The organism is Metabacillus sp. 22489, assembly GCF_052044855.1.
Classification (GTDB): domain Bacteria; phylum Bacillota; class Bacilli; order Bacillales; family Bacillaceae; genus Metabacillus; species Metabacillus niabensis.
This window is the reverse complement of record NZ_JBQENT010000033.1, coordinates 1-23,175: the sequence shown is the minus strand read 5'-3', so window position 1 is coordinate 23,175 and position 23,175 is coordinate 1. Positions and strand designations below refer to the sequence as shown.

Here is a 23,175-nt window from a genome sequence, read left to right as displayed (position 1 = left end):
TACATTTTATTCTTTCAAAATCGGAGGGAATTTTATGGAACCATTCATTACATTGATTATCGTAACACTTGGGATACTCATTGCAGGGAGATTTGGGGTCAAACGTTTACAGCCATGGACAGTTGCCCTTCGTGGTGGGGTTGCAGCTATGTTTCTATTAACTGGTGTTGTTCACTTTGTCTATATGCGTGCTGAACTAATTAACATGGTTCCCCCTTCCTTGCCGAATCCTGACCTACTCGTAACAATTACTGGTTTACTAGAAATAGCTGGTGCTATAGGACTGCTATGGAAGCCAACCGTTCCATGGGCATCTGCTGGATTAACAGCACTGCTTATCGTCATGTTTCCAGCTAATATTTATTTAGCTCTTGAAGGTTCGGCAATTGAACCTTTTGATGCTTTAATTCCGAGAACCATTTTACAACTATTTTTCCTTTCTGCAACAATAACTATTTTAGTAACAAATGTGTACATTCGAGCTATTGAAAAGAATAATCAGCAATAGTTCAGATAGAATGTTAAACAGTTTTTAAAGAGGCTGGCTCAAAACCAAAGGGTCTGACCCCTCAAACACAATATAAACTAATGATGAGGTTAGTCTACTATATATCGGTGTTTGTTGGAGGGGTCAGACCCCCTTTTGAGTCACCCTCAACTGTTAACAATCCTTGCAGCTAAAAAAGTCTCTACATCAGAGATAAAAATATGCTGAACTATCTATCAATACTAAATCTTAATCCAATCAATCCACTCAAAATCGTAATTCCTTATTTCACATAATGCTTTTTAAAATCAGGATAGATTGAAAATTTGCGTCGTAAATGAACGAGATTCTTTCCAAAGCTTTCCTCAAGTAGTTCTCTATGCTTCTCCATGATTTCCATGAGATATAAATCATGAATCATCACTTCTGTAATTGGCATAACTAACCCTACGTGCATCGTCCATGCGGCACGGCTATCCTCGCCTAGCGAGACGATGCCTGCTACTACCTCTGAATCATCGCCGCTAATCACAATCCAACGTCCGCCATACTCTTCTGTAATTTCATCGCCCATATAATGAAGGTAAACATTCGCAAAATCAGAGACAATTTCTCCATAAGCAATAACTGTTACATTGACGCCTCTATTTGCTGCTTGTCTTAGCTCAGACTCCAATTCTTCAAATTCTTCTTTCCAAACCTCTAAAAGAATTCTTTTTGTTGCTTTTGATATACATGCCTTAACTTTATCGAGGATCTCATTCCGTCCCATGATATTCCAAATGTTTTCACGGTCATTTGCAGAGCTCTCAAATTCCGCTAATGATTTTTCTGCTAGTTCAAAATTCTTTTCTGCCTTTATTCGGCGATTTTTAATGAGCTCCTTAGCGGGAACTGGGGTGTATTGTGGTGTATTTCCAGGACTAACAAGAATATCCCCACGCATGGCGAGACTATCCAAAACCTCATATATTTTTGAACGTGGTACACCAGAATTTTTTGCTACTGCATATCCAGTTAATGGCGCTTCTTCTAATAAGGTAAGATACGCTTTTGCTTCATATTCGGTAAAATTTAAATTCTTTAATATGTCGAAAATATTTTCTTTCATAGTCCCTCCAACATTTAGTCGCTACCTTAGTAACTAATATTTTATCAAATCTGTTGATTATTTCCAAAGGCTTCTGATATACTCATTAAGTAGTTACTAAGGTAGTCACTATTTAAAGATGAAAGGGAGAAGCAATATGGATAGCTTACTTACATACATTTCAATTGCTGCAATGATGGTCGTGATTCCAGGTGCAGATACGATGCTCCTTGTGAAAAATACGCTAAGCTATGGACGAAAAGCCGGACGATATACGGTTCTCGGAATGGCAACAGGCCTTTCCTTTTGGACGCTTATTGCGATTCTCGGATTATCTGTTGTTATTGCAAAGTCTGTCATCCTTTTCAGCACAATTAAATATTTGGGTGCTGCATACTTAATTTATTTAGGGATAAAAAGCTTCTTTGCCAAAAGCATGTTTACATTAGAGGAAATTCAGGCACAAGCAAATGCACCTTCTCATTCTTCAAATCGCCATCATAAAGAATCCTTTATGCAAGCGTTACTTAGTAATGTTCTTAATCCAAAAACCGTTTTGGTTTATATAACGATCATGCCTCAATTTATTGATTTGAATAGAAATGTCGATCAGCAATTAATAATGTTAGCAGCAATCCTAACTTTACTCGCAGTAGCGTGGTTTCTCACCCTTGTTTATGTAATTGATTACGCAAAAAGATGGTTAAATAACTCTAAATTCCAGAAGGTATTCCAAAAATCAACAGGATTAATTTTAGTTGGTTTTGGCGTTAAAACAGGAATTTAAATAAATTCACGAACAAACTAAGCTTACTTTTCACTGTTCAGGCAACTGAACAGTTTTTCTTTTTCATCCTCAATTTGTTTAACTGTGGAATCAAATCATTTATTTAACACATCCTTTTCTTAAAATTTAAATTCACGGTTATTGAATGGTTTACCTGCAAATAATAAGGTTGTTAAACAAGAATTTGAGGAGGAATCGTATGGAACAGGATCAAAAGGCTAAACAGAATTTGGATTCAATCATGAAACCAGATTTTGCTGGAACTGATATGCAAAAAGTAAAACAAGAAATTCAAAAGGATGTTAGCGAAGGTCAAGGGGCAATGACTTCCCGAGAGGCTGGAGCAATGCGTGATTAAAAAACCACTCTGAGTGGTTTTTTATTTTGTGGTTCAAATTTAACAAAAAGAGTATAATAACTCCTTCACTTAATTATTTGGTGGTAATTCCTAATAACTTCATTTGATTTTTGCAACTGTTAATCCACTAATCTATATAAGACTTGCCGAATTTAAACGATATATTAAGTAGATTGTATATGGAGTTACTAAAATAATTGCTGTATATAGACCAGGTGTATATGTTTTCAATAATAACGACTGTAACACATGTGCTATATTATGTAGTAATACAAATATTAGGAAAGATAAAAACAACATAGAACTCCAAGAGCTTTCTAAATATTGTACTTTGACAAAAGTAATAATAGACATTGTTAAAAAGATAAACACATCTCTCTTTGCAAAGGAATAAGAATTTACATTCCAAAAATCCCAAATCCTATTATTTATCCACTTGTTTTCTTTTCGAATAATATTCTCTGTTCTTTTTGCCCATTTTTCTACAGCAATTATTTCCTCAAAATCATGTAACATAAAAACAATAACAAATAACCAAATTGCATTATAAAGTTCAAGCTGTATCATTGATGACCTCTTTTCTTCATTTATGGGATTTTCATAGAAATTGTCACTGGATTAATATACTGCAATTTTTTTATTAAATCCGGAGATTCATAACTATCTATAGCTAAATAAAATAATCATAATAGTAAAAGATAGTCAAACATAAGCTCATCACAATAAATAAGATCAATCCTAAAGTAATTGGAGATAAACGAAATTGAAACAATTTTATTCTTTCACTGTCCTGTCCCGTTTCTCCTTTTACTCCTGCATTATATTGGTTATTGCTTTGAGTAGAGGAATATAAAAATAACCAAAGTATCGCAAAAATCACTACTCCACCTAAAAATAAAATCTCCATTAGGTTCCATTTAAAAATGATAGAAAGAATCCATAACAATCCTGTTTCTATTAACATTGTTAAAACGACTATTAATGTCTTTTTCAAATTTATCCCCCCTTATACTATATTTGATATACGAATTACTTATAAATAAGTTCCATTTATTCCATATAAAACCAGAATAGAACAAAAAATAGTACTCCATAACAATATCTAATAGCTTCGTTGTTTCATCTATAAATCAATAAAAACGTTACCATTATTGCGGTAACGTCCCAACACAACTTCTCTGCTTACTAACCCTTCTTATTTAAACGGAATTATCATATTTATTCCTCAGGATAAATATACATATCAAAATTTATCGTTGTACCTGTTAAATAGCAAAACTCTATAATTTCCTCATTAAGATATATTTGAGGTTGTTCTTCTCCATAAATACTGGGAACTACCATAATTTCAAAATTCACATCATATTGCTCTTTTATAGATTTTAATACTGATATTTTATTTTTCAGTTTTTTTATTGTGTCCAAGCATTGCGCTTCAACATCTAACCTATCTATAACTGATTTTTCTGCATTCCAAGAAGAAAATAGATACTCTGATCCATCCTTTCTTTTATCACCTTTTTTCCAACAGCTAAAAGGCTGTATTCCAAGTGCATTTGATATATCGTCAGGATTAAAAATACCTCTTTTATTCCCAACTAAACCTCTTCTTCCTATCTTTCCGTTACTCTCTATTCCAAAATATGTGTAAGAATTTGTTTTATCCAATTTTATATACACCTTCCAATACAATTAAGAACCGTAATCAATTCTAAAAGACTTTCATTCAATAAAATGAAAGCTTTAAAGTCTCCTCTTCGCTAACCTACACTGACTTGATGAATAACATTACATTGGTAGATAACCTTTTGTTAAGTAAATATAGCCTATTACAGGAATAATACTAAAAACCATTATTAAATTACTTAAAGCTAGTAATCTATTATTTGATAAATACCCTAAATACATGCCAATTAAATTAATAATCGTCGTTAGTATCCCAAATGGTACTTGGATGTTAATAACTAAATAGGGAACCCACGAAAAAACACCCAAGATTAATAGGGTAAAGGACAACCAAAAGTATATTCTTCTTTTTTGAAGGCCAAAGTCCATCGTTCAAAACACCCTTTACTTATTACGAAATAACTTGCACACACTAATTGAGCATAAGTAAAAAACTAAAAAGTTAAAGTTTAAATTTACATCCTATAAAGAGACCGTTTCAAGCCGAAATAACTGTCTTTTTGTTATCAAGAGGGGTTGAAATTAGCTTTTTATAAATGTTAAATACGAGAATTCCAAGTACTCCACCTGCTGTATTTAATAGTACATCATCTACATCAATTGCTCTGACTCCTCCTTCAGAATACATATATCCAGACGTGCTAAAATTTATAAAGAACTGAAATGTCTCAATGAACAATGTTGTTAAGAGTATGGTCAAAGCAACTTTAACTTTGTTAGTTAAAATTTTTAACGATAGTAAGGCAAATGCCAATGGTGATAACAAAAATAAATTTCCTACAGTTTGAATTACGGTCACAGGGGCGACTAAAGAACCAAACAGGTTATTATGTATTGTTTTAAATGGGCTTAAATTAATTTGTTGCATACTTACATAATGATTACCTACATACTCTTGAGTAAAATAGTATGCGATATTAACATACGTTACATAGGAATGTAACACGAACAAATAAAGAACAAAGACAAACAAAATAACAAAGTGCAAATTAGTTTCCACTACTGATTTACTCATCAACCATATAGATAATACTAAAATCACTCCATAGTTTACGATTACATTTAAATAATCTAAAAACCCAGCTCCCTCATAAATCTGAGTTGTATAAGCATAAATAAAATAAAACAAAGGCGCTAGTAAACAATACCACTTATTCATTTTTATCCTTAACATTTATGTACTCCTTCAATTAAACTCACTTTCAATAGTATAATATCCTGTTTTTTATAAAATTACCACTAATTGGAATAATGTTTTATTGAACAAAAAATGCGTTACCTCTTATATATTGCGGTAACGCTATCGATCAGTCACAAAAAAACATACCTCTCAGCAAAGACCAAAGGGTACGCTTTTATGTACTATATTTTCTTTTCTTAGCTCGTAATACACATTCCAGTTCCAACGTAGCTTCCTTAAATTCTAGTAATCATTATTGATTTAGCTTGAATATATTTCCTATGCAAGAAAAGGTAATCCATTCTTTTCTTATTGAATGTACTTATGCGAACCATCACAGTTTGGCATCTTTTTTGATAGTCCACAAATGCAATCATTTAATCCCTTTCCTGCTAAAATTCTGTCTACACATTTTTCTATCCTTGATGTTCGCGTTTTGGATTGCTTAGGTTGAGAAAAATGGTGAATGTAAGCTCTTTGCCGTCCTGGGGTTAGCGCTTCAAAAGAAGTTTTCAAGGCTGGGATTTCATTAAATTTAGCTTGAAGCTCTTCAGTAATCGTGACTTCTGTATTCCTTTTATATTCGACTTCCAAGCCGGCCTTTTCAACTTCAATGGCTTCCTTAATATAGGCTTTAATAATAGGCTCCATTTCAATAATTTCTTGAGCATTAGTAAAGCGAATCTGGCGTGCCGACTGTACATTCTCCGTTTGTTGAATTAAAATCCCATTGGCATCCTTTAATAAGGCACCTTTATGAAAAAGAAGTGCACAATATTCTTTAAAACCATGGATTAAAACGATATTTTTGTTCTCAAACGTATAACAAGGATGCATCCATTTAAAATCCTCCGTCAGTTCACAGTCAAGAACGATCTTTCTCAACTTCTCAAACTCTTCCTTCCACTTATTAGCCTTACTTAAAAATTCATCTACCTTAGGATTCATTGTATTATTAGTCATCAAAAAACACCCCTTATCAATTTTTCAATTAGCTGACAGTCGAGTATAATTATGCTCAATTTTTCTAGTCTCTCATATTAGGACATTGGTTGGTGTCGTGTCAAGGAGAATTGAGAGACTTAAAAAGTAACAGCCCTATTTGTCAAATTACTTTATGTGGCAGGAGTTTTAGTTATCCTGTTTGTTCCACAAGCTTATCTCTATACAAATCGAAAAACTTTCTTCCATCCTTATTTATAACTTCTCTTACCTTGGTTCAGGAATAAGACATTACTAATAATCTTTTAATTTGAATTGGTAATATAGCCACTCTATTGCATCCTTAATATTTTCAGCAATATATTCTATCTTTATATCTTTTATTTTGTAAAAATGTTCATTTAATGCAGATTGACCTGCACCTGTTTTTACAAGTATTTTTAAACAATTTGTTTTAGAGGCAGCTAGCATATCACTCCATCTATCACCTATGACTACACAATTTTCTAAATTTAATCGATATTTTTCTGCACCGTTCATAAGCATTCCAATATTAGGTTTTCTGCATATACACCCTTCACTTTGACGATGTGGACAAAGAAATATATCATCGAAACCAAATTTAGTGAGTTCATCAATAAAATCTTGCGAAGTTGCTTTTCCTTCAGAAATTCCTGGTTGATTTGTAAAGGAAAATACTTTTATTCCATCTTCCTTCAATTTATAGATTAGCTCTTGAGAATGGGGAAATAATTGAAATGTTCCTGGATAATGCACAGTGTCATCACCCCCAATTGTTCCGTCTCTGTCTAAAAATATAGCCTCTATTTTACACTCATTTTTCATTGAACGGTCTCCTTACAAATAACATTCATAAATAACTCTAATGTTCATTAATTTTTCCATCACGCTAACAGCACCTATAAACTGGTGAAGTTGCAATTTTAAAGTTTCACAATTACTGAAGAAACTTTCACTCTTTTTCCTTCAAGTATTTTTTATACACTTCCTGAACTCTATCTCCTTTCGGTAATATCTTTGAAATTCTACTATGAATATCATTAAGTAAATACAACCCTCTAAAAATACAGCCCAAAACTATTCCGAAAGCAATAAGCCCACCATACAGGGGTCCAAGCATAAATAAAACAAGTCCTAAAACAGTGCTTAATATTATTGACAAAAACAAATACATAATACCCCTCCTTCTAGAAAAAATCCCTTCTACAATTAAGCTGCCACTCTTGTAATTTTTCTATTGAGTCGAAAAAATTCTATGTAAAAAAGAAAGGATAAAAGAGCTTATTCTCCCTTATCCTTTTCAAGTAACTCAATGATTCTATCAAGCTTCTCTTCGATATTTTTAGACCTATCTGGTTCCTTTGTGACAAGTGATCGAACGAGGAAAAACACGGCAAAAAAAATGCCGAATATAATCATAAACATTAAAAGTTGAAAGATTAAATCACCGATATTCATATTAACCCCCAATTTACAAGTTCTGGGATTATTGTACCATAATCTCTAGAAAGGAAGTTCAAAAAAATGTGTTATCACTATTGCAGTAACGCAATGATACAACTTATTTCTTATTTCTTCATTTTTACGTTCCCGCTACCTGTTAATCTATAAAGAAATCATCAATGATCCCAATACTCAATGCTTACATATGAATATTCATTTTCACTTAACACAAATCCAAAGTTATATTCTCTTGATATGACTATCAAATCATCGTGCATTTCTACCATTAACTTCATTATAATCTGCTTGCATTCTGCTAATGGTATCGAAATTGCAACTGGATACTCAAGATATAGTTGATTACTACTCTTAAAATAAAACCCAAATGCAGAAGGATAGAACATGACTGTTTTCTCTTCATATTTCTTAAAATATTCAAATATAAAGTTAATCTTTGCTTTCACCTTTTCTTCGTCATAAGGAAATGATAAAGAGTTAATATTATCTGTTCGAATTCGCTCATAAACTTTTTTATGCTCTTCCTTTGATCGATCAAAGTCCACAAACTCTTTTTCGGAAATATCAATCTCATGGTATTTCATTAAATCATCTATAAGCTGTTTTTTCGCTAACCTAATTTTATTTTCTCTTAGTAATTTCTCTAGTCTATTTTCCAAGTTCATCACCAAGCTATTTTATTTTTATTTATAAACTGACATAAAAAATGCGTCACCACTTATTGCAGCAACGCTATCCGATCATTTATTAAGACTTTTATTTTGCTGAAAGCTCGTCCCCTGTCACCCATTTATGATTTGTAACGTTTTCTCCACCTGTTGTTGGCGTGTAATCTACCATATAAACAGTTGCTTGTTGTGCTGTATCAATAGTAGCTTTTGCATCCATCATGCCTTCCATGTGATCTGCTTCAAGGGTGACTTCATCTCCTGGTTGAAAAGGGGTGTCACCTGCTTCTTTTACTTCTTCATGAATAACCCATTTATGATTTGTTACCTTTTCTCCACCTGTTGTTGGCGTATAAGAAACAGTATAGACGGTCGTATCATAAGCACCAACAATTTCTGCTTCAGCACCCTTCATCCCTTCCATATGATCTGTTTCTAAAATGGCTGTACTGCCAACTGGAAATGTTGGATTCTCAGCTTCTTTTAACCCCTCAGGAACCTCACCAGAGCTAGAGTGATTCATCTCTGAATGATTGGAATGGTCTGAATGATTCGTCTGTTCTTGATTCGTTTGATTAGAATTACTCTCTTGGCTTGCATCATCATTTCCACAACCACTTAAACCGATAATCGTAGAAAGACCAATTACGATAAGCTGCTTTTTCATTTCAGTTTTCACCTCTATAAAATTGCTTAGACTCTATCACAACTATAACATACCCAACCAGAGTATATGAATAAACTAAACGACCCAAATTAGTAGAATAAATTTAACAAAGAAACGCTAATTCTTGATGAATTAGCGCACACTTATATAGTAGTCTAGCCCATTAGACTACAAGTCTTTCTCCATTATTACGTACGATTTACTCTCTTTTCTAAAGCAGGACTTTGTTTCTCGCAAACCAAATTTTTTATAAAAATTCACCTTATTCTCTCTCGCATTACACCAAACTCTCTTAATGCCGTAATGCTTTGCTTCTCTTAAAACATAGTTTAACAATACACTTCCATATCCCTTTCCTTGCTCATGTTGGACAGTAGCAAATTTCCGAAATTGCCCTTCTTCATGATCGATAAAAAGGGAGAGGACAGAAATAAGTGTCTCTTCTTTGAAAAGACCAAAATGAATAGCTGCAGCATCGTCCTCTAGCTTAATGTAGTCAAAGTCCTTATGTGGCCACATTACTTTGTGCCTTAACTCCCAAGCTTCTTTCTTGTCTACTTTTCTAATCGTTGTTTCCATCGTTTCTCCTTTGTCTTCTCTTTAAAAATATGTATCGTGACTTAACAGTATATTTCTGTTCCTCTTATCGATGGAAGTGTACAGCGATTAGATCATATAAATTTTTCGTTAAGAGTAAAACCGTTACACCGATAAACAATGCACGTACATAACCACTGCCTCTTTTAATGGCAAATTTCGAACCTAAAATCGCTCCAGCAACCCCAGCAAGCGCCATCGGTAATCCATACAAATAATTTACTTCACCTAAATAAATAAACATCAATAGTGCAGCAATATTACTGCCAAAGTTTAAAAATTTCGCATTGCCTGCTGCCTTTATAAAATCAAATCCAATCATTAAAAAGGCAAAAATTAAAAATGAACCTGTTCCCGGACCAAGAAATCCATCATAAAAACCGATTGCAAAGATTACTATGATAAAAATAATGAAGCCACGATTGGTTAATTTTTTGTAGGTTGAAACACTCCCCCAATCCTTCTTAAAGATAGTATAAACTGCTACAGCAGCGAGCATTACTAGCATCAATGGCTTAAGAACTTCAGGATTCATCAAATGAACAGCCCAAGCCCCTAGTATTGAGCCTATAAAAACAAGTGGAAAAAGCTTAAATATCGATTTTAAATCCAATTTCCCAGAACGATAAAACATATATGTACTCGTTAAAGAGCCCATTGTCCCTACTAATTTATTCGTTGCAACTGCAGATGCCGGGCTTAAACCTGTAAATAATAAAGCAGGTAATGAAATCAACCCACCTCCCCCGACGACCGAATCAATAAATGAAGCTAAAAATCCAAAAACTATTAAAATAACTAAAAGAGATGGGTCTACATCGAAAAACATCTAATCTTCCTTTCATCTAGCTGCATAATATAATTGTGTATTAACTGTAAAAATAATACCACAATTGAACATGTTCTAAAGGAATTAATTGATGCTATTATTTTTATTAAACTTTATAAAAAAACTTATTTGTATAGATTTTACTACTCCATGTTAACTCCAACAAAAAACGCTAATCCTTCCTCTTGGATTAACGCACCTTACAAAAAAACAGTTTATTTCATCTTAGATTGTTCAGATTATCCTGCTTTCCTTGTGGAAGATAGACATTTTTACTAATTTTCGGTTTTCCCAAGGTTTTCTTCATAAAGGCTTCGGTAGTTAGAGAAGATTTCATCCATAAACTAAATACCAAAAATCACTGTCCCGCCAATCATATAAAGAAACGGAAATAAAAATAAGACTATATTTGCAATAATCGCACTAAGAGTTAATTGAGTTTTTTCGATTTGGTACGCTTTTACTGCAAAAAATAAACCTAAAGAACAGAAAACGAATGGTGAAAACACAGGTAACCCTTGTATTCTTTCTAAAGTAACAATATCAAATAGAAAATTTAGAATGAATATGAAAGGAACAAAGAATAATATATAAGCAATGATAAGAAACCTTTTTTCCAAAACATTTGCCACCTTTTGACATTTATCTTTAATGTCTAACATATCTATTTTAAATTTGCCCACAAGCTTCCCAATATTCAATTATAAAAATGAGATACTTCTATATCAAAGTATCTCACCACCCGTTAGCTAACTATCTATTATTTATATTTTGCAAATTCCTTTTTCAGGTAGCCCCAAAATGTCTGTATTTTTAGGAGTAACACCAAGCATGCGTATCATTGCAACAATTTGCCCCTTATGATGATATTCATGTGTAATTGAATGGATAAGTAATTGATGTGGCGTTTTTCTAATCTTGCCGCTTCCAGCTCTCCATGCGGGCTCTTTTTCAATCATATCATCAAATGTATTGCTAAATCGTTCTATAACAGCAGCTACATATTTATCAGCTTGTTGAAAATAACGTTCAATATCTTCCACGTGCATCTTATCAATTTCTTCCTTTGTTAATAGCGGTGAAGCCGTTTCTGAAAGAACAAAGGAACCAAGCCATGCATGATAACAACCAGCAACATGAACTAAAGAGTCTTTTATACTCTGAAAACCAAAGCCAAATACTTTCGTAAAATCATTTTCATTCAATTCTTTGCATTGGTCTAATAAAATCTGTCTTGTTTGTTTTACCCATTCATATTCGTGTTTTACCATAAACTATCACACCTCGTAAAAAGAATAACTGTCAGAATATTCCCTCTATTATACATGAATAGGTATCAATATTACACACTTAAATGTATAACCTTTCCTTAAAAGGCTAGTATGATAACTTCAAAAGGCGCTAATCCTTTTTGAATTAACGCTCAAAGTTAGTTTTAACCTTCATTAACTCTCCTCAATTGTTAATTATATCTAGCTAGCAACTGGGGGGAAGTTACTTATTAGTTCGCCTATTTTTTAGGTCGTTTATCGATTCTTTGCTCTGTTTCGTCACTATCAATATGACCTGAGAGAGCATCAATAACATTATCTATCGTCATGCCAATCTTCCTTAACTTTCCATTCTTTTTATTCAAATTTTCATTAGTGTTTTCCTGATTCGTTTTGTAGTATTTAATGAAACCTCCACTTAAAGCACTTACAACCAGTATCCAATATGGAATAACGTCCATCCCTCTTGGCTCAAGGTATAACCAATTGATTCCTGATACGACAAAACTAATGAGGATAAGGATCGTTCCAATTATATTTTTCAGCATCCTATATGTACCTCCAAAATAGTATATATATACTTACGTTTTGCCTTTCAATATGTTTCATTAAGATAGTCAAAACTTGAAATATTTTTAATGAAAATTTCCCTTCTACTCCCTACCTCTTTTTCCACCGTTCGTTCCCATGGTGACAGAATAGAAAACTTCAGATGAAGAAAATGCCTGGGAATTTAGTTAAATAAAGAATACTCCATTTTTAAGAAGGGGAATATATGCGGTCTGTATCAGTATCAATAACAAAATCAACTTGAATATCGCTATCATATTGGATCTGTTCAAAATGATAAAGCCGACAAAAAACGTTAGGAAGGTCTTGTATTTCATAGGTTAATTCTTTTGCTTTCAAATATTTTTGCTTCAATTGTTTTTTAGAACATTTTTCTCCTGTAAGCAGTACTTGGTGATAATAGCCATCGATTTCAATGATCATTTTCCCACGACTGGTTGCTAAACAGTCAATATAGCTTAGAATGTATCTACCTTTATTTGATTTAAATCGTGAATTCAAAACCCGTCTGCCTTTGGAACGGTATTTTATATTCTTTAAAAACGAATTTATATATAGAAATTTCGTCTGGTAAAGCTGGTGGGCATATAAAAACTGCACCTCTATGTAAGACATTGTGTGTTCAACAAATTTGGTGCATTTCTGTATTGGCGTGTTCTACACTATATATTCAGTTAGTTATTCAACTATTCTCTTTCAATAAAGAAAGCGAAATAGCGCCACCACAATTGGTAACGCAAATCACAAACTATTTACTAAATCTTATTTCATAAAAAATGTCAGGCTAGTTAGATTACAATATAAATTTTATTAAAGCAGAAATTGATTGATTTCTACAACTACATTATTAATATCATCGACTAAAGGAGAATGCCCTGTATTTAAAACTTTATAGATGAAATTAATATCATTCTCTTTCATGTCATTAACAAGTTCTAATGTCATAGTTTCTGAAACCATCAAATCATGTTCCCCCCATAAAACAAGTACTGGAGCAGTTATTTTCTTTAAATCCCCAGTACCTTCAATAATTCCATTTGAAACTGAGCTTATATTAAATCTATTGGCTGCATCTGCTACATCAATTATATTTTGTTGCTGTAGTGCCCCTGCTATATACTTTTCAAATCTTTCTTTCTCTGGTCTACTGGTTGGATACACTAAGTGGCTCATAGCCAATTCAAAAAAGGTTTTTTCTCCTTTTATTTGCGCATCTAACATTCTATTAATCATAGGATCAGAAGCAATTTCCTCTCTGGTGTGAAGTCTTACTCCATCCGGACTAAGGGCTGGATACCCACGAGTTGAAAGAGAAGCAAGTAGTATTAATTTATCTACTCGAGTAGGATAATTTGCTGCAAATTGCATTGCCACTCCTCCACCATTTGACCACCCCATCAAATGGATAGTATAAAGTTTTAATTCATCACAAAACAACTTGATATCTGTTGCAAAATCATTAAATGTTTTTATGGGATTGTTGTAGGTGGATTTCCCGTAACCACGCAAATCAGGTGCATAAATTGTATAATTTAATGGTAATTGTTCAATTAACAAATCCCATTGCTCTGAGGATGCTAAATTACCATGAAGCAGTAAAAGAGTATCTTTTCCACCATCCCTTTTCTGATAATAAATCGTCTCGCCATTACTTAATGTAACCTCCACATTGTTCCCCCCTTATCAAGTATTAGTCTAGTACTCTAACTTCTCTATAATATATTCCAAATACTCTTGAGTTTTCCTGCACCTTTAGTTAAAGAACTATACTTTATTCATGTAAAATATAGTCAGGAGTTGGGATTGTTGCTCCTACAATTATTTCTGTTTTAAATTTCATTAGAGAAAATTAATCTAGTTAGCATTACAGGAATTACCCTAATTCTCGTTGGGCGTGAGGGGATTCTGGTTATGAAGTAGGTGAAACTAATACAATTAACGGAAAAATGGATTAATATAAAAAGTCCTTCTATCAATAAAAGGACTTTTTATACTTATTTAAAATTTTATCGTTGTCTAATTCTATTAACCTGTACCTAATCAACGAAACCAATTAGTTTCCCCTTTGATATCCCCTTATACAATTTCAGCAAAAGCACGTACAGGAAAAGTTCCAACACCTTTAAATTTTGGAGAAACAGCGTAGAAAAGGAATTGCTTATTGACAAGCTCTTGTAAATTGCATAGGTGCTCAACGATAAGGATTTCTTCTCCTAATAATGTAGTGTGGACAGGACGAGCTTTACCAGAAGTATCGTCTATATTATGAGAGTCAATTCCTACTAGTGCTGCTTTTTGGCTTGATAAATATTTCGCTGCCCTTTCAGTTAAATACGGGTGATGTTCAAAATATTGATCCGTATTCCAGTGGCGGTCCCAGCCAGTATGTATTAACACAGCTTTTCCTTCCAGATTAAGCCCATAAAATAGTTCTTCATCTATTTCCTCTATATGCTGATCAACAGAGACGAGCACTCCTTCTAGTCCAGCCATTTTCTGAATAGCTATTTCCGATAAATCTTTGCCATCTGCATATCTGTGGAATGGAACATCTACATATGTTCCTGTATTTGAAACCATTTCAATTTTACCAATTTGAAATTCTGTACCAGGCTCGTAAAGTTTCCTTGATTCCTCTCGGCTAAGATAATCGCAAATAATAGGAGCAGGAAGTCCTTTATACGTAATCAAACCATCTTCAATTGTATGACTTAGATCAATATAAACTTTTTTGTTCATCCTTTATTCCCCTTTCCTACAATCCATATAGCAATACAAGAAAAGTGTAACATATCAACTGCAAATTTGGAGTTAACATTTCAAATAAATTCCATTTTCACTATTTTTATTAAAAGGGGCATATGTATCATTTCAGTCTTTATCTTCATTTTTGTAACGATAAAATCACTGGATTTATATGGTAAAATATACATAAAAGGAGGAAATGATTTGGAATTACATTTACCTAGATTTATAAACAATTTCTATTGGTGTCCTTTTACAATAATCTTTATCATTATCGGATATCATAATATCTTTAATAATTGGGAACTACAGCTTTACGGATTCAATGAACTTGAAGATTTAGGTAGGCTTTTATTTGTACTTTGTATAAGTTTATGTGAAAGTTCTTTAATAACAGTAATTGTTTGGTGGGTAATAAAATCTTTGAAAAGAATCTTAAGTAAACCAATTGAAGAATCTGACTTTTAGATTTTTTTACTTTAAGGATTATCAAAATTTATCTTCAGGAAGCAAAAATCTCCCCTTATATCTAACTCCCTCTTTAGTTGTAGTAGTAAAAGCGATACTTCGCTATAGAAGTATCGCACATATTGAAACAAATAATTCTATGATAAACATGTTAAAACAACCTACAAAGTATAATTAACAAAGATAATTAAGAAAATCTTTTTTTCTGTTATCCTCCAATAACATACATTCATAGATTTCATTTATATCCTCGGAAAACAATGCAAAATAATAGTTTGCTTTTTTATTTTTTGCTGTAACAATATTATGACCGACACCTGTCGTCTCAACGAATTTTTTACGTATGATGATTTTATACTTTTTGAGCATAGTTGCTCTAGAATAGGTTAGAAAATGATTGTCAAAGCTTAAACCTGTGTATTTCCATTTGCGATATCCGATAAACAACGGGATTGGTAATAAAGCTAGTCCATATATTGTAATAGGGACAATGACGGAAAGAATAATCACACCTAAAACAAACTTGTACGAGAATAAAAATAAATAGATTGGCAAGGCTGATCCACTTGGCCTCATTTCAATATCTCTATTTTCAAACATCTTTAAATAATGGCTTAAAGCACGATTTACTTTATTCCTTTTGATTATCGGTGTGATAAACAGTGACTTGCTTGAAGTATGATTTAAACCGACATTGTCAATTTTAATCTGAGCGTAACCAAATATTTTCAACACAGATGGTTCTACTATTTGGACAGATCTTATTTGTTTAAGCGGGATAATAAAATGCTTTTTCGTGAATTTACCGTAACTGATCTCTATCTCCTTACGATTTGTATCAATGTGGAAGCTTGAATACGTTAAATATGCAATAATACTTGAGAGAATGATGGCAATTACTAAAAAGATGAAGAAAGCTATCAATGCGTAAACTAGCGTCTGAAAAATAGACTCTAATGGTAGCTCAAAAAAGCTTTTCACATCTGTAACTATCCCGATAATTCCATTATCCTCCTCTATAGTCGCTTCAAAGCCAAAAATCCAAGGATAATGATGGAATATGTACGAAGCTAATGAGAAGGTAATAGAGGCTGAAGCTATTATGAATGAAACATTCGTCGTTCCAATTAACAAATACTCTAGAGGTTTAAATACCTGCTGTTTCGCCATTCCCTCCTCCGCACGAATTTGTGAAAATATCGTCTCTCTTAACCGCTTTATCTGCTTATTACTTAATACAAAGGAGACCTCTCCCCCTCCAATAAGCTCTATATGTAAATTTGATATCTTTAGCAACCTTTTAATAACGGTATCTGACGTATTAATGGATTTAATTCGCTGGATCGGGATATCATTCCTTGTTCTGTTTATGACACCGTGTGAATATTCAATCACTCCATCTTTAAATTCATATACTTTGTAATACCAAAGGAGAAATGAGTAAAGTACAGCGATGCAGCATGCGATAATAAAGCCAATTTTAATCCAGTCATCGTATTGATCTGAAGTGCCAACTATCGCAATGATAAAGGTAAGCAATGCTATTATTTGGTCTTTAATTATTCTGTAGTTATAATAGAGGATTTCTATTATATGATCTCTCTGTTTATTCATCTAGTTTCATTCCTTTATCGGCAATGACAGAGATTAATTTATCCTTTAACATATCAGCAACCTCTTTTTTTATATACGAAATGCTGTGAGTATCACCTGCCGTATAAATGTTTAGACTATAAAGGCCGAATAGGCGAGAATGAAACGATTGTTCTATATCAACGTGTTGAATTCTAATCAGTGGTATCGTCGTTTCCTCGACCGTTAATCCACCGATCCTAATGATTAGAGTATCTTCATTAAGTTGATATTTCGTATTTCTATATATAATTGGATCCATTGCTAATTCATATAGTAATTTCATAAAAATAAAGACAAAAAGTATATGTCCTGATGTTTTAACAAATGAGTAACTGTTAAAAAAGTAATAAATCACACCTACAATGAATAGCTGAATAATTGAAGTTTGGATCGAACTAATACTCCAAACGGCGATTGATCGCTTCTCGATTCGTTCCATAACAAAAACCCCTTACTTACATAAAGCTTATAAAGATTAATAGCATGATAGATTCACATTTCATGAAAAAAATATAAAAAATCAATACTAAAGAACTATTTTAACCCTTTTTTACCAAATTTGTCGTCATTTTACGTCCAAAAATTTGATCGTTTCTCAGTCCCAATTTCGCAAAGTGACAATAATGTCACGCAAAAAGGCTATTTGTTCGCTGATTCGATGTTGCAAAATAATGTGTCTTGCTAAACTAAAGACAACAATTATCAGAAAGGAAATTATGGATGGAACAAATTCTATTTATCGTGTCAATGGCAGCACTAGGTTTAAGCTTCTGTATTTTTCTTTTAGGAGTCCTCAATAACGGAATAAATAATCTTACTAAAACGAAATACGCAAAGGCTTCAGGCATTTTATTTTTAGCTTATATCATTACGTTTGCACCTTATATCATCATTTCCAATTAAAAAAGAACATAAAAGCCCCACAAAGTAAATGAGAGATAAAACTCATCATCTTTGTGGGGCTCGGGAAACATAGCTTTTTCTGCTATTAAAGAACAGGCTTTCTTTCTTACAAATACTCCTTCTCAATCTTCAATGTGCTTCGTACTGTATCAATTGGGCGAACTAGCTTTTCAATTTGTTCACGTTTTGCTTCAAAGAATGGTGGGAGAGATAGTTTTTCCCCCAGTGTTTCATATGGTTCATCACCCGTAAATCCAGGGCCGTCTGTTGCTAGTTCAAAAAGAATCGATGGGGCAACATTTGTATATAGAGAACCGAAAAAGTAACGATCTACAAACCCAGAGTTAGGCAATTGAAAGCTCTGTAAATGCTGTTGCCAAGCATCCAAGTCTGCTCGTTCATCGACGCGGAATGCTGTATGATGGACTGTCCCGTACCCTTGTCGAGCCTGCGGAAGCACAGTGTTATATTCAACGATAACTTGAGCCCCATTTCCACCTTCTCCCATCTCAAAGAGAGAGAATGAACCTTCCTTAGCAACCTCAGTCATATTGAAAACCTTCACAAGTAACTCTTTAAAATAATCAAAATATGAAGTGCGAACAAATATTGGCCCTAATCCTGTAATCGCAAATTCTAAAGGAACCGGTCCTTTTTGCCAAGGTGTACCTGCTGCAACACCTTTATTATTTTCATCTGAAATTAGCTGATATTGCTGTTCATCAAAATCCACGAAGGATAAAGTCTTTTTACCAAATTGCTCCTTTATTCCCGTATGTTTTACATCATATTTATCAAACCGTTTCACCCAATACTCTAATGCACGATCATCCGGCACTCGGAAAGATGTTTTTGAAATTTCATTTGTTCCGTGGACCCCCTTTGGAATTCCTGGAAAATCAAAAAATGTCATATCTGTACCTGGGCTTCCAACATCATCAGTAAAGAATAAGTGGTATGTTTGAATATCATCCTGGTTTACTGTTTTTTTAACAAGTCGTAAACCTAATACATATGTGAAAAATTCATAAATCTTTTCTGCACTGCTTGTTATCGCTGTTACGTGATGTAGTCCTTTTAATTGGTTCATTTTTTATACCCCCAATTCCCAATATCTCGATTTCGAGACATATAAGTAAAAAGAATTATAATCTTTTTGCTCTTAGTCCAATTCGTTTTATTAAGGAGATTGTATCCTTAATTTCATCTGTATGCAAATCTTGAAAAATTTCACGAATCTTCAATTCATGCTGTGGGAAAATCCTCTTCATTAAAGCTTTCCCCTCATTCGTTAACACTGCATATGTGACACGGCGATCCTCTGGACAACCTTTGCGTCTTACGTATTTTTTCTGCTCAAGCTTATCTACTACATAGGTGATACTGCTGCTTGAAATCAGAACCTTCTTCCCAATCATTTGAATCGGCTGATCACCTTTATGGTACAACAATTCTAAAACAGAGAATTCTGTCGGATTCAATCCATAATTTGCTACGTCCTTTCGGATAGCATCCTCAATGACCTGGGAGGCACGAAGGATGACGGTCACTGCCTTTAAAGCTTCATTTGCTAGTTCCATTTGTATCACTCCTTAAAAACCTATGCTGAATAGTACCCTTTTAAATAAAATTCAACATAGGTCCTAAAGCGTTTGAAGCTACATTATGCTGCTGGATTTACTTCTAATTCAACCTTAATTTTGATATCCTTCCCAACTAGTACGCCACCAGTTTCAAGAGCTGCGTTCCATGTAAGACCGAATTCTTCACGGTTAATTTTTGCCTCTGCCTCAAATCCGTAAACCTCTACTCCCCATGGATTTTTTCCTTTTCCACCAAATTCAACGTCAAACGTAACTGATTTTGTTACACCTTTAATTGTTAAATCTCCAGTTACTTTAAAGTCATCTCCATCCTTAGTAATGCTTGTTGATTTAAAATCAATTGCTGGATAGTTTTCTACATCAAAGAAGTCCGCTGATTTTAAGTGATTATCACGATCCTCACTACGTGTATTAATGCTTGAAACATCAAACTTAAATGCAATTGATGCAGTTGTTAAATCTGTTAAATCCGCTGCTTCAACTTCTGCTGTATAAGAATCAAATTGACCTTTTACTTTTGATACCATCATATGCTTTACTTCAAATCCTACCGCTGAATGTGATTGATCTACTGTCCATTTTGCCATTTTAAATTCCTCCAATTTGTTTTTTATAATTTAATCTCGAATTCGAGATATACCACCAAAAAAAATGTTCACTATTTCTAAACCATTTACCTCGAAATTGATTATTTCGAATTGAGTTATCTTTAACTCGAGATAAATTTATCATAGATTCATATTGATTGTCAACAGTTTATAACAATTTATTTTTAACTAGTTATTTACATGTCGTAAGTAGCACAGTTTGTTAATACAAGAACTTATCGAAACCTTATTCTTCTTTATATAAATGAAAATTATACTAACTATCATTATGTAAGAAAATGTAATCATTAGTATTTCATGTTAAAATTTATAATGATTAATTGTCAAAGGAGGACAAATGAAACCTATTAAATCTTCAGATATGAATAGAGGTTCTTTAATTTTATCTTTATTATTTCTTGGATTATTCATCATTGTTTTGGCCAGATTTATTTTCATAATGACTACTGGGCATATACACAGTGTAAATTTAATTGATAGTAAAGAAAAGTTGATTACCAATAAAGAAACGCTCAAAAGTACAAGAGGAGAAATCCTAACTAGAGAAGGACAAAAACTAGCGGTTGAATCACAAGTCTATACAATCGTAGCTATCCTTAGCAAGGAAAATCCAAATCATGTAAAGGACTTCTCTCTTACTGCTGAAAAACTATCAAACGTATTAAAGGCAGATTCAAAGAAAATCAAGGAATTATTAACACATAATAAGACTGCCTATCAGGTCGAGCTAGGAAGCTTAGGAAAAAACATTACATATACTCAAATGCAAGAGATAAACAAATTAAAGCTCCCAGGTATCGTACTCGTTCCAGAAATGAAAAGATTGTATCCTTTTGGAGATTTCGCCTCTCATGTCGTAGGCATCACGAATTTTGAAGGTGACGGAATAGCAGGAATTGAAAAGGAATATTCAAAACTATTAAGTGGCAAAGATGGCTATATCGAGGAAAAAGTCGATGGCTTCCTAAATTCGGGACTAAGATTACCATCTGATTCTACAGCTTCTAAACCACCTACAAATGGAAATAATATCGTAACAACTTTGGATATGAGTATTCAGACTGTTTTAGAGGATTCTATGAATCAAGTAAATGAAAAATTTCATCCCTCAAAAATGATAGGAATCGTGATGGATCCACGAACTGGTGAGGTGTTAGCTTTAAGTAATCGCCCTTCAATCTATCCAAATAAAGACGATGAAGTGAATTACATTAATTATGCTATTTCTTACCCATTTGAACCAGGCTCAACAATGAAGATTTTCACTTTAGCAGCTGCGATAAATGAAGGTGTTTATCATGGGAGCGAAACGTATAAATCTGGGTCTATCACCATTTCTGGCGAGACCATCTCTGACCATAATGATTATGGCTGGGGTACGATTTCATTTGACAAAGGTTTACAGCTATCTTCGAATGTAGCATTTACAATCCTTGCAAAAGATAAGCTAGGATTTGAGAAATTTTATAGCTACCTTCAAAAATTTGGCTTCAACAACACTACAGGTATTGACCTAAATAATGAAAAGAAAGGTAAAATTTTAAATTCTATTCCGATTCAAAAAGCGACAACATCATTTGGACAAGGCTCAACAGTATCCCCAATCCAATTGGTTACTGCTGCTTCAGCTATTGCGAATGATGGGAAAATGATGAAACCATATGTAATTAAAAAGGTGACGAATGAAAAGGGGAAAGCGATAAAAGAGAAAGCTCCTGAGGTAATAGACACTCCCATAACAAAAGATACAGCTACTAAAACTCGATCTCTTCTTGCATCAGTTGTAAATGATGGGACAGGAAAAAACTTTTCGTTAGAGGATTATCAAGTTGCTGGTAAAACCGGAACTGCTCAAATCCCTGATGGCAATGGTGGTTATCAAACTGGAAGAAATAATTATATCTTTTCCTTTTTAGGAATAGCACCAGTTCAAAATCCAAAACTAATCGTTTATGTTGCAGTAGAAAAGCCACAATTAGCCGCAAATCAAGTTGGGTCTAACCCTGTATCAGAAGTATTTAATCCTGTAATGGATTATGGACTAAAAAAATTAGATGCCACATCAGACAAAGGAAAAGAGACTAAACCTGAAAAAACGACAAAGATACTAAAAGACTATGAGAATAAATCCATGAAAGAATCTGTTGATGAACTGAAAGAGCTAAGATTGAACCCAATTATTGTTGGAAAAGGTGATAGAGTAGTTGCAACCTCTCCACAAAAAGGGACAGAACTAATTAATGGCTCGAAAGTTTTAATAAAAACAAATGGCGATTTGATCATGCCCAATATACTTAATTGGAGTCATCGAGAAGTCATGGAACTAAGTACTCTAACTGGAGTAGAGGTAGATTATGAGGGATCTGGATTTGTTACATCACAGAGCATTAAACATGGTGAAAAAATCGGAAACGGAAAGTTGAAAGTGATTTTAAAGGAAAAGAATAAATAAAAGTCGGGTGGAACACTTGACCTATTGGGGAGTGTAATATTAACTGTGTAAGTAAGGAATGCGTACGGTTCCTTACTCACACAGTTTTTTATTTGATAGAATAATAAGTATAAAGCTAAAGGAGTGGTTTCAGTGGGGAAATTGAA

At 33.3% G+C, this 23,175-nt stretch carries 30 protein-coding genes; 5 read left to right on the top strand and 25 right to left on the bottom strand.

Annotation, left to right across the window (positions count from 1 at the left end):
- Positions 1–34: 34 nt before the first annotated feature.
- A complete protein-coding gene (locus tag ACTJJ9_RS17665; protein WP_095302853.1) occupies positions 35–508 on the top strand; it encodes a DoxX family protein in 474 nt (157 codons plus the stop codon).
- A gap of 262 nt (positions 509–770) precedes the next feature.
- On the opposite strand, the gene ACTJJ9_RS17660 is transcribed toward ACTJJ9_RS17665, so the two are convergent.
- Complete coding sequence (locus ACTJJ9_RS17660) at positions 771–1,598, bottom strand: TrmB family transcriptional regulator (RefSeq protein ID WP_095302854.1); 828 nt, start codon at positions 1,596–1,598, stop codon at positions 771–773.
- A gap of 136 nt (positions 1,599–1,734) precedes the next feature.
- Between ACTJJ9_RS17660 and ACTJJ9_RS17655 the strand changes: the two genes are divergently transcribed.
- Positions 1,735–2,364 (top strand): homoserine/threonine efflux transporter, encoded by a 630-nt coding sequence (locus ACTJJ9_RS17655; protein ID WP_095302855.1) that lies wholly within the window; start codon positions 1,735–1,737, stop codon positions 2,362–2,364.
- Between the two features lie 199 nt (positions 2,365–2,563).
- Positions 2,564–2,722 carry a hypothetical protein gene (locus ACTJJ9_RS17650; RefSeq protein ID WP_170944485.1) on the top strand — a complete coding sequence of 53 codons (159 nt, stop codon included), beginning with the start codon at positions 2,564–2,566 and terminating at the stop codon, positions 2,720–2,722.
- Positions 2,723–2,854: 132 nt separating this feature from the next.
- Here ACTJJ9_RS17650 and ACTJJ9_RS17645 read toward each other — a convergent pair whose 3' ends face one another.
- The 21 genes from ACTJJ9_RS17645 to ACTJJ9_RS17545 form a co-directional block, all read right to left on the bottom strand.
- Positions 2,855–3,289 carry an HXXEE domain-containing protein gene (locus ACTJJ9_RS17645; protein ID WP_145580487.1) on the bottom strand — a complete coding sequence of 145 codons (435 nt, stop codon included), beginning with the start codon at positions 3,287–3,289 and terminating at the stop codon, positions 2,855–2,857.
- 103 nt (positions 3,290–3,392) lie between these two features.
- Complete coding sequence (locus tag ACTJJ9_RS17640; protein ID WP_145580488.1) at positions 3,393–3,716, bottom strand: hypothetical protein; 324 nt, start codon at positions 3,714–3,716, stop codon at positions 3,393–3,395.
- Positions 3,717–3,940: 224 nt separating this feature from the next.
- Complete coding sequence (locus tag ACTJJ9_RS17635) at positions 3,941–4,390, bottom strand: DUF4279 domain-containing protein (RefSeq protein WP_170944486.1); 450 nt, start codon at positions 4,388–4,390, stop codon at positions 3,941–3,943.
- Positions 4,391–4,510: 120 nt separating this feature from the next.
- Positions 4,511–4,777, bottom strand: a complete 267-nt coding sequence (locus ACTJJ9_RS17630) for a hypothetical protein (protein ID WP_095302858.1) — start codon at positions 4,775–4,777, stop codon at positions 4,511–4,513.
- Between the two features lie 109 nt (positions 4,778–4,886).
- On the bottom strand, positions 4,887–5,582 hold the full coding sequence (locus ACTJJ9_RS17625) for a VanZ family protein (RefSeq protein ID WP_145580490.1): 696 nt from the start codon (positions 5,580–5,582) through the stop codon (positions 4,887–4,889).
- A 315-nt stretch (positions 5,583–5,897) separates the two neighbouring features.
- On the bottom strand, positions 5,898–6,551 hold the full coding sequence (locus ACTJJ9_RS17620; RefSeq protein ID WP_145580492.1) for a DUF1801 domain-containing protein: 654 nt from the start codon (positions 6,549–6,551) through the stop codon (positions 5,898–5,900).
- Positions 6,552–6,824: 273 nt separating this feature from the next.
- Positions 6,825–7,376, bottom strand: coding sequence for an HAD-IIIA family hydrolase (locus ACTJJ9_RS17615; protein WP_145580494.1), 552 nt, complete (start codon positions 7,374–7,376; stop codon positions 6,825–6,827).
- A gap of 127 nt (positions 7,377–7,503) precedes the next feature.
- Entirely contained in the window at positions 7,504–7,725 is a 222-nt protein-coding gene (locus ACTJJ9_RS17610) for a hypothetical protein (protein ID WP_145580495.1), read from the bottom strand.
- Positions 7,726–7,832: 107 nt separating this feature from the next.
- On the bottom strand, positions 7,833–8,009 hold the full coding sequence (locus tag ACTJJ9_RS17605; protein ID WP_145580496.1) for a DUF4083 domain-containing protein: 177 nt from the start codon (positions 8,007–8,009) through the stop codon (positions 7,833–7,835).
- A 161-nt stretch (positions 8,010–8,170) separates the two neighbouring features.
- Positions 8,171–8,671 (bottom strand): hypothetical protein, encoded by a 501-nt coding sequence (locus ACTJJ9_RS17600; protein WP_145580497.1) that lies wholly within the window; start codon positions 8,669–8,671, stop codon positions 8,171–8,173.
- A 97-nt stretch (positions 8,672–8,768) separates the two neighbouring features.
- The gene (locus ACTJJ9_RS17595; protein ID WP_145580498.1) at positions 8,769–9,347 is read right to left on the bottom strand and encodes a YdhK family protein; all 579 of its coding nucleotides are present in this window, start codon (positions 9,345–9,347) and stop codon (positions 8,769–8,771) included.
- 168 nt (positions 9,348–9,515) lie between these two features.
- Positions 9,516–9,926, bottom strand: coding sequence for a GNAT family N-acetyltransferase (locus ACTJJ9_RS17590; protein ID WP_145580499.1), 411 nt, complete (start codon positions 9,924–9,926; stop codon positions 9,516–9,518).
- Positions 9,927–9,990: 64 nt separating this feature from the next.
- Complete coding sequence (locus ACTJJ9_RS17585) at positions 9,991–10,773, bottom strand: TSUP family transporter (protein WP_145580500.1); 783 nt, start codon at positions 10,771–10,773, stop codon at positions 9,991–9,993.
- Positions 10,774–11,117: 344 nt separating this feature from the next.
- Positions 11,118–11,393, bottom strand: a complete 276-nt coding sequence (locus tag ACTJJ9_RS17580) for a hypothetical protein (protein ID WP_440768784.1) — start codon at positions 11,391–11,393, stop codon at positions 11,118–11,120.
- 144 nt (positions 11,394–11,537) lie between these two features.
- Complete coding sequence (locus ACTJJ9_RS17575; protein ID WP_145580502.1) at positions 11,538–12,044, bottom strand: DinB family protein; 507 nt, start codon at positions 12,042–12,044, stop codon at positions 11,538–11,540.
- A gap of 239 nt (positions 12,045–12,283) precedes the next feature.
- Positions 12,284–12,592, bottom strand: a complete 309-nt coding sequence (locus tag ACTJJ9_RS17570; RefSeq protein WP_145580503.1) for a hypothetical protein — start codon at positions 12,590–12,592, stop codon at positions 12,284–12,286.
- A gap of 211 nt (positions 12,593–12,803) precedes the next feature.
- Positions 12,804–13,115, bottom strand: coding sequence for a hypothetical protein (locus ACTJJ9_RS17565; protein WP_255451768.1), 312 nt, complete (start codon positions 13,113–13,115; stop codon positions 12,804–12,806).
- 309 nt (positions 13,116–13,424) lie between these two features.
- Positions 13,425–14,282, bottom strand: a complete 858-nt coding sequence (gene phaZ, locus ACTJJ9_RS17560; protein WP_095302871.1) for an intracellular short-chain-length polyhydroxyalkanoate depolymerase — start codon at positions 14,280–14,282, stop codon at positions 13,425–13,427.
- Between the two features lie 408 nt (positions 14,283–14,690).
- Positions 14,691–15,353 (bottom strand): cyclase family protein, encoded by a 663-nt coding sequence (locus tag ACTJJ9_RS17555; RefSeq protein WP_145580504.1) that lies wholly within the window; start codon positions 15,351–15,353, stop codon positions 14,691–14,693.
- Between the two features lie 648 nt (positions 15,354–16,001).
- A complete protein-coding gene (locus ACTJJ9_RS17550; RefSeq protein ID WP_145580506.1) occupies positions 16,002–17,441 on the bottom strand; it encodes a PH domain-containing protein in 1,440 nt (479 codons plus the stop codon).
- Complete coding sequence (locus tag ACTJJ9_RS17545; RefSeq protein WP_095303430.1) at positions 17,434–17,901, bottom strand: PH domain-containing protein; 468 nt, start codon at positions 17,899–17,901, stop codon at positions 17,434–17,436. The genes ACTJJ9_RS17550 and ACTJJ9_RS17545 overlap by 8 nt, the downstream gene beginning before the upstream one ends.
- Before the next feature lie 281 nt (positions 17,902–18,182).
- Between ACTJJ9_RS17545 and ACTJJ9_RS17540 the strand changes: the two genes are divergently transcribed.
- A complete protein-coding gene (locus ACTJJ9_RS17540) occupies positions 18,183–18,365 on the top strand; it encodes a Mas-related G-protein coupled receptor member D (RefSeq protein WP_145580507.1) in 183 nt (60 codons plus the stop codon).
- A gap of 106 nt (positions 18,366–18,471) precedes the next feature.
- Here ACTJJ9_RS17540 and ACTJJ9_RS17535 read toward each other — a convergent pair whose 3' ends face one another.
- The 3 genes from ACTJJ9_RS17535 to ACTJJ9_RS17525 all read right to left on the bottom strand — a co-directional run bounded on the left by ACTJJ9_RS17535 (position 18,472) and on the right by ACTJJ9_RS17525 (position 20,556).
- Positions 18,472–19,455, bottom strand: coding sequence for a ring-cleaving dioxygenase (locus ACTJJ9_RS17535; RefSeq protein WP_145580508.1), 984 nt, complete (start codon positions 19,453–19,455; stop codon positions 18,472–18,474).
- A gap of 55 nt (positions 19,456–19,510) precedes the next feature.
- Positions 19,511–19,945: a MarR family winged helix-turn-helix transcriptional regulator gene (locus tag ACTJJ9_RS17530; protein WP_095303426.1), complete on the bottom strand. Its 435-nt coding sequence runs from the start codon at positions 19,943–19,945 to the stop codon at positions 19,511–19,513.
- 83 nt (positions 19,946–20,028) lie between these two features.
- Entirely contained in the window at positions 20,029–20,556 is a 528-nt protein-coding gene (locus ACTJJ9_RS17525) for a YceI family protein (protein WP_145580509.1), read from the bottom strand.
- A 358-nt stretch (positions 20,557–20,914) separates the two neighbouring features.
- Here ACTJJ9_RS17525 and ACTJJ9_RS17520 point away from each other — a divergent pair, with 358 nt between their 5' ends.
- A complete protein-coding gene (locus ACTJJ9_RS17520; RefSeq protein WP_145580510.1) occupies positions 20,915–23,029 on the top strand; it encodes a PASTA domain-containing penicillin-binding protein in 2,115 nt (704 codons plus the stop codon).
- Positions 23,030–23,175 lie beyond the last annotated feature (146 nt).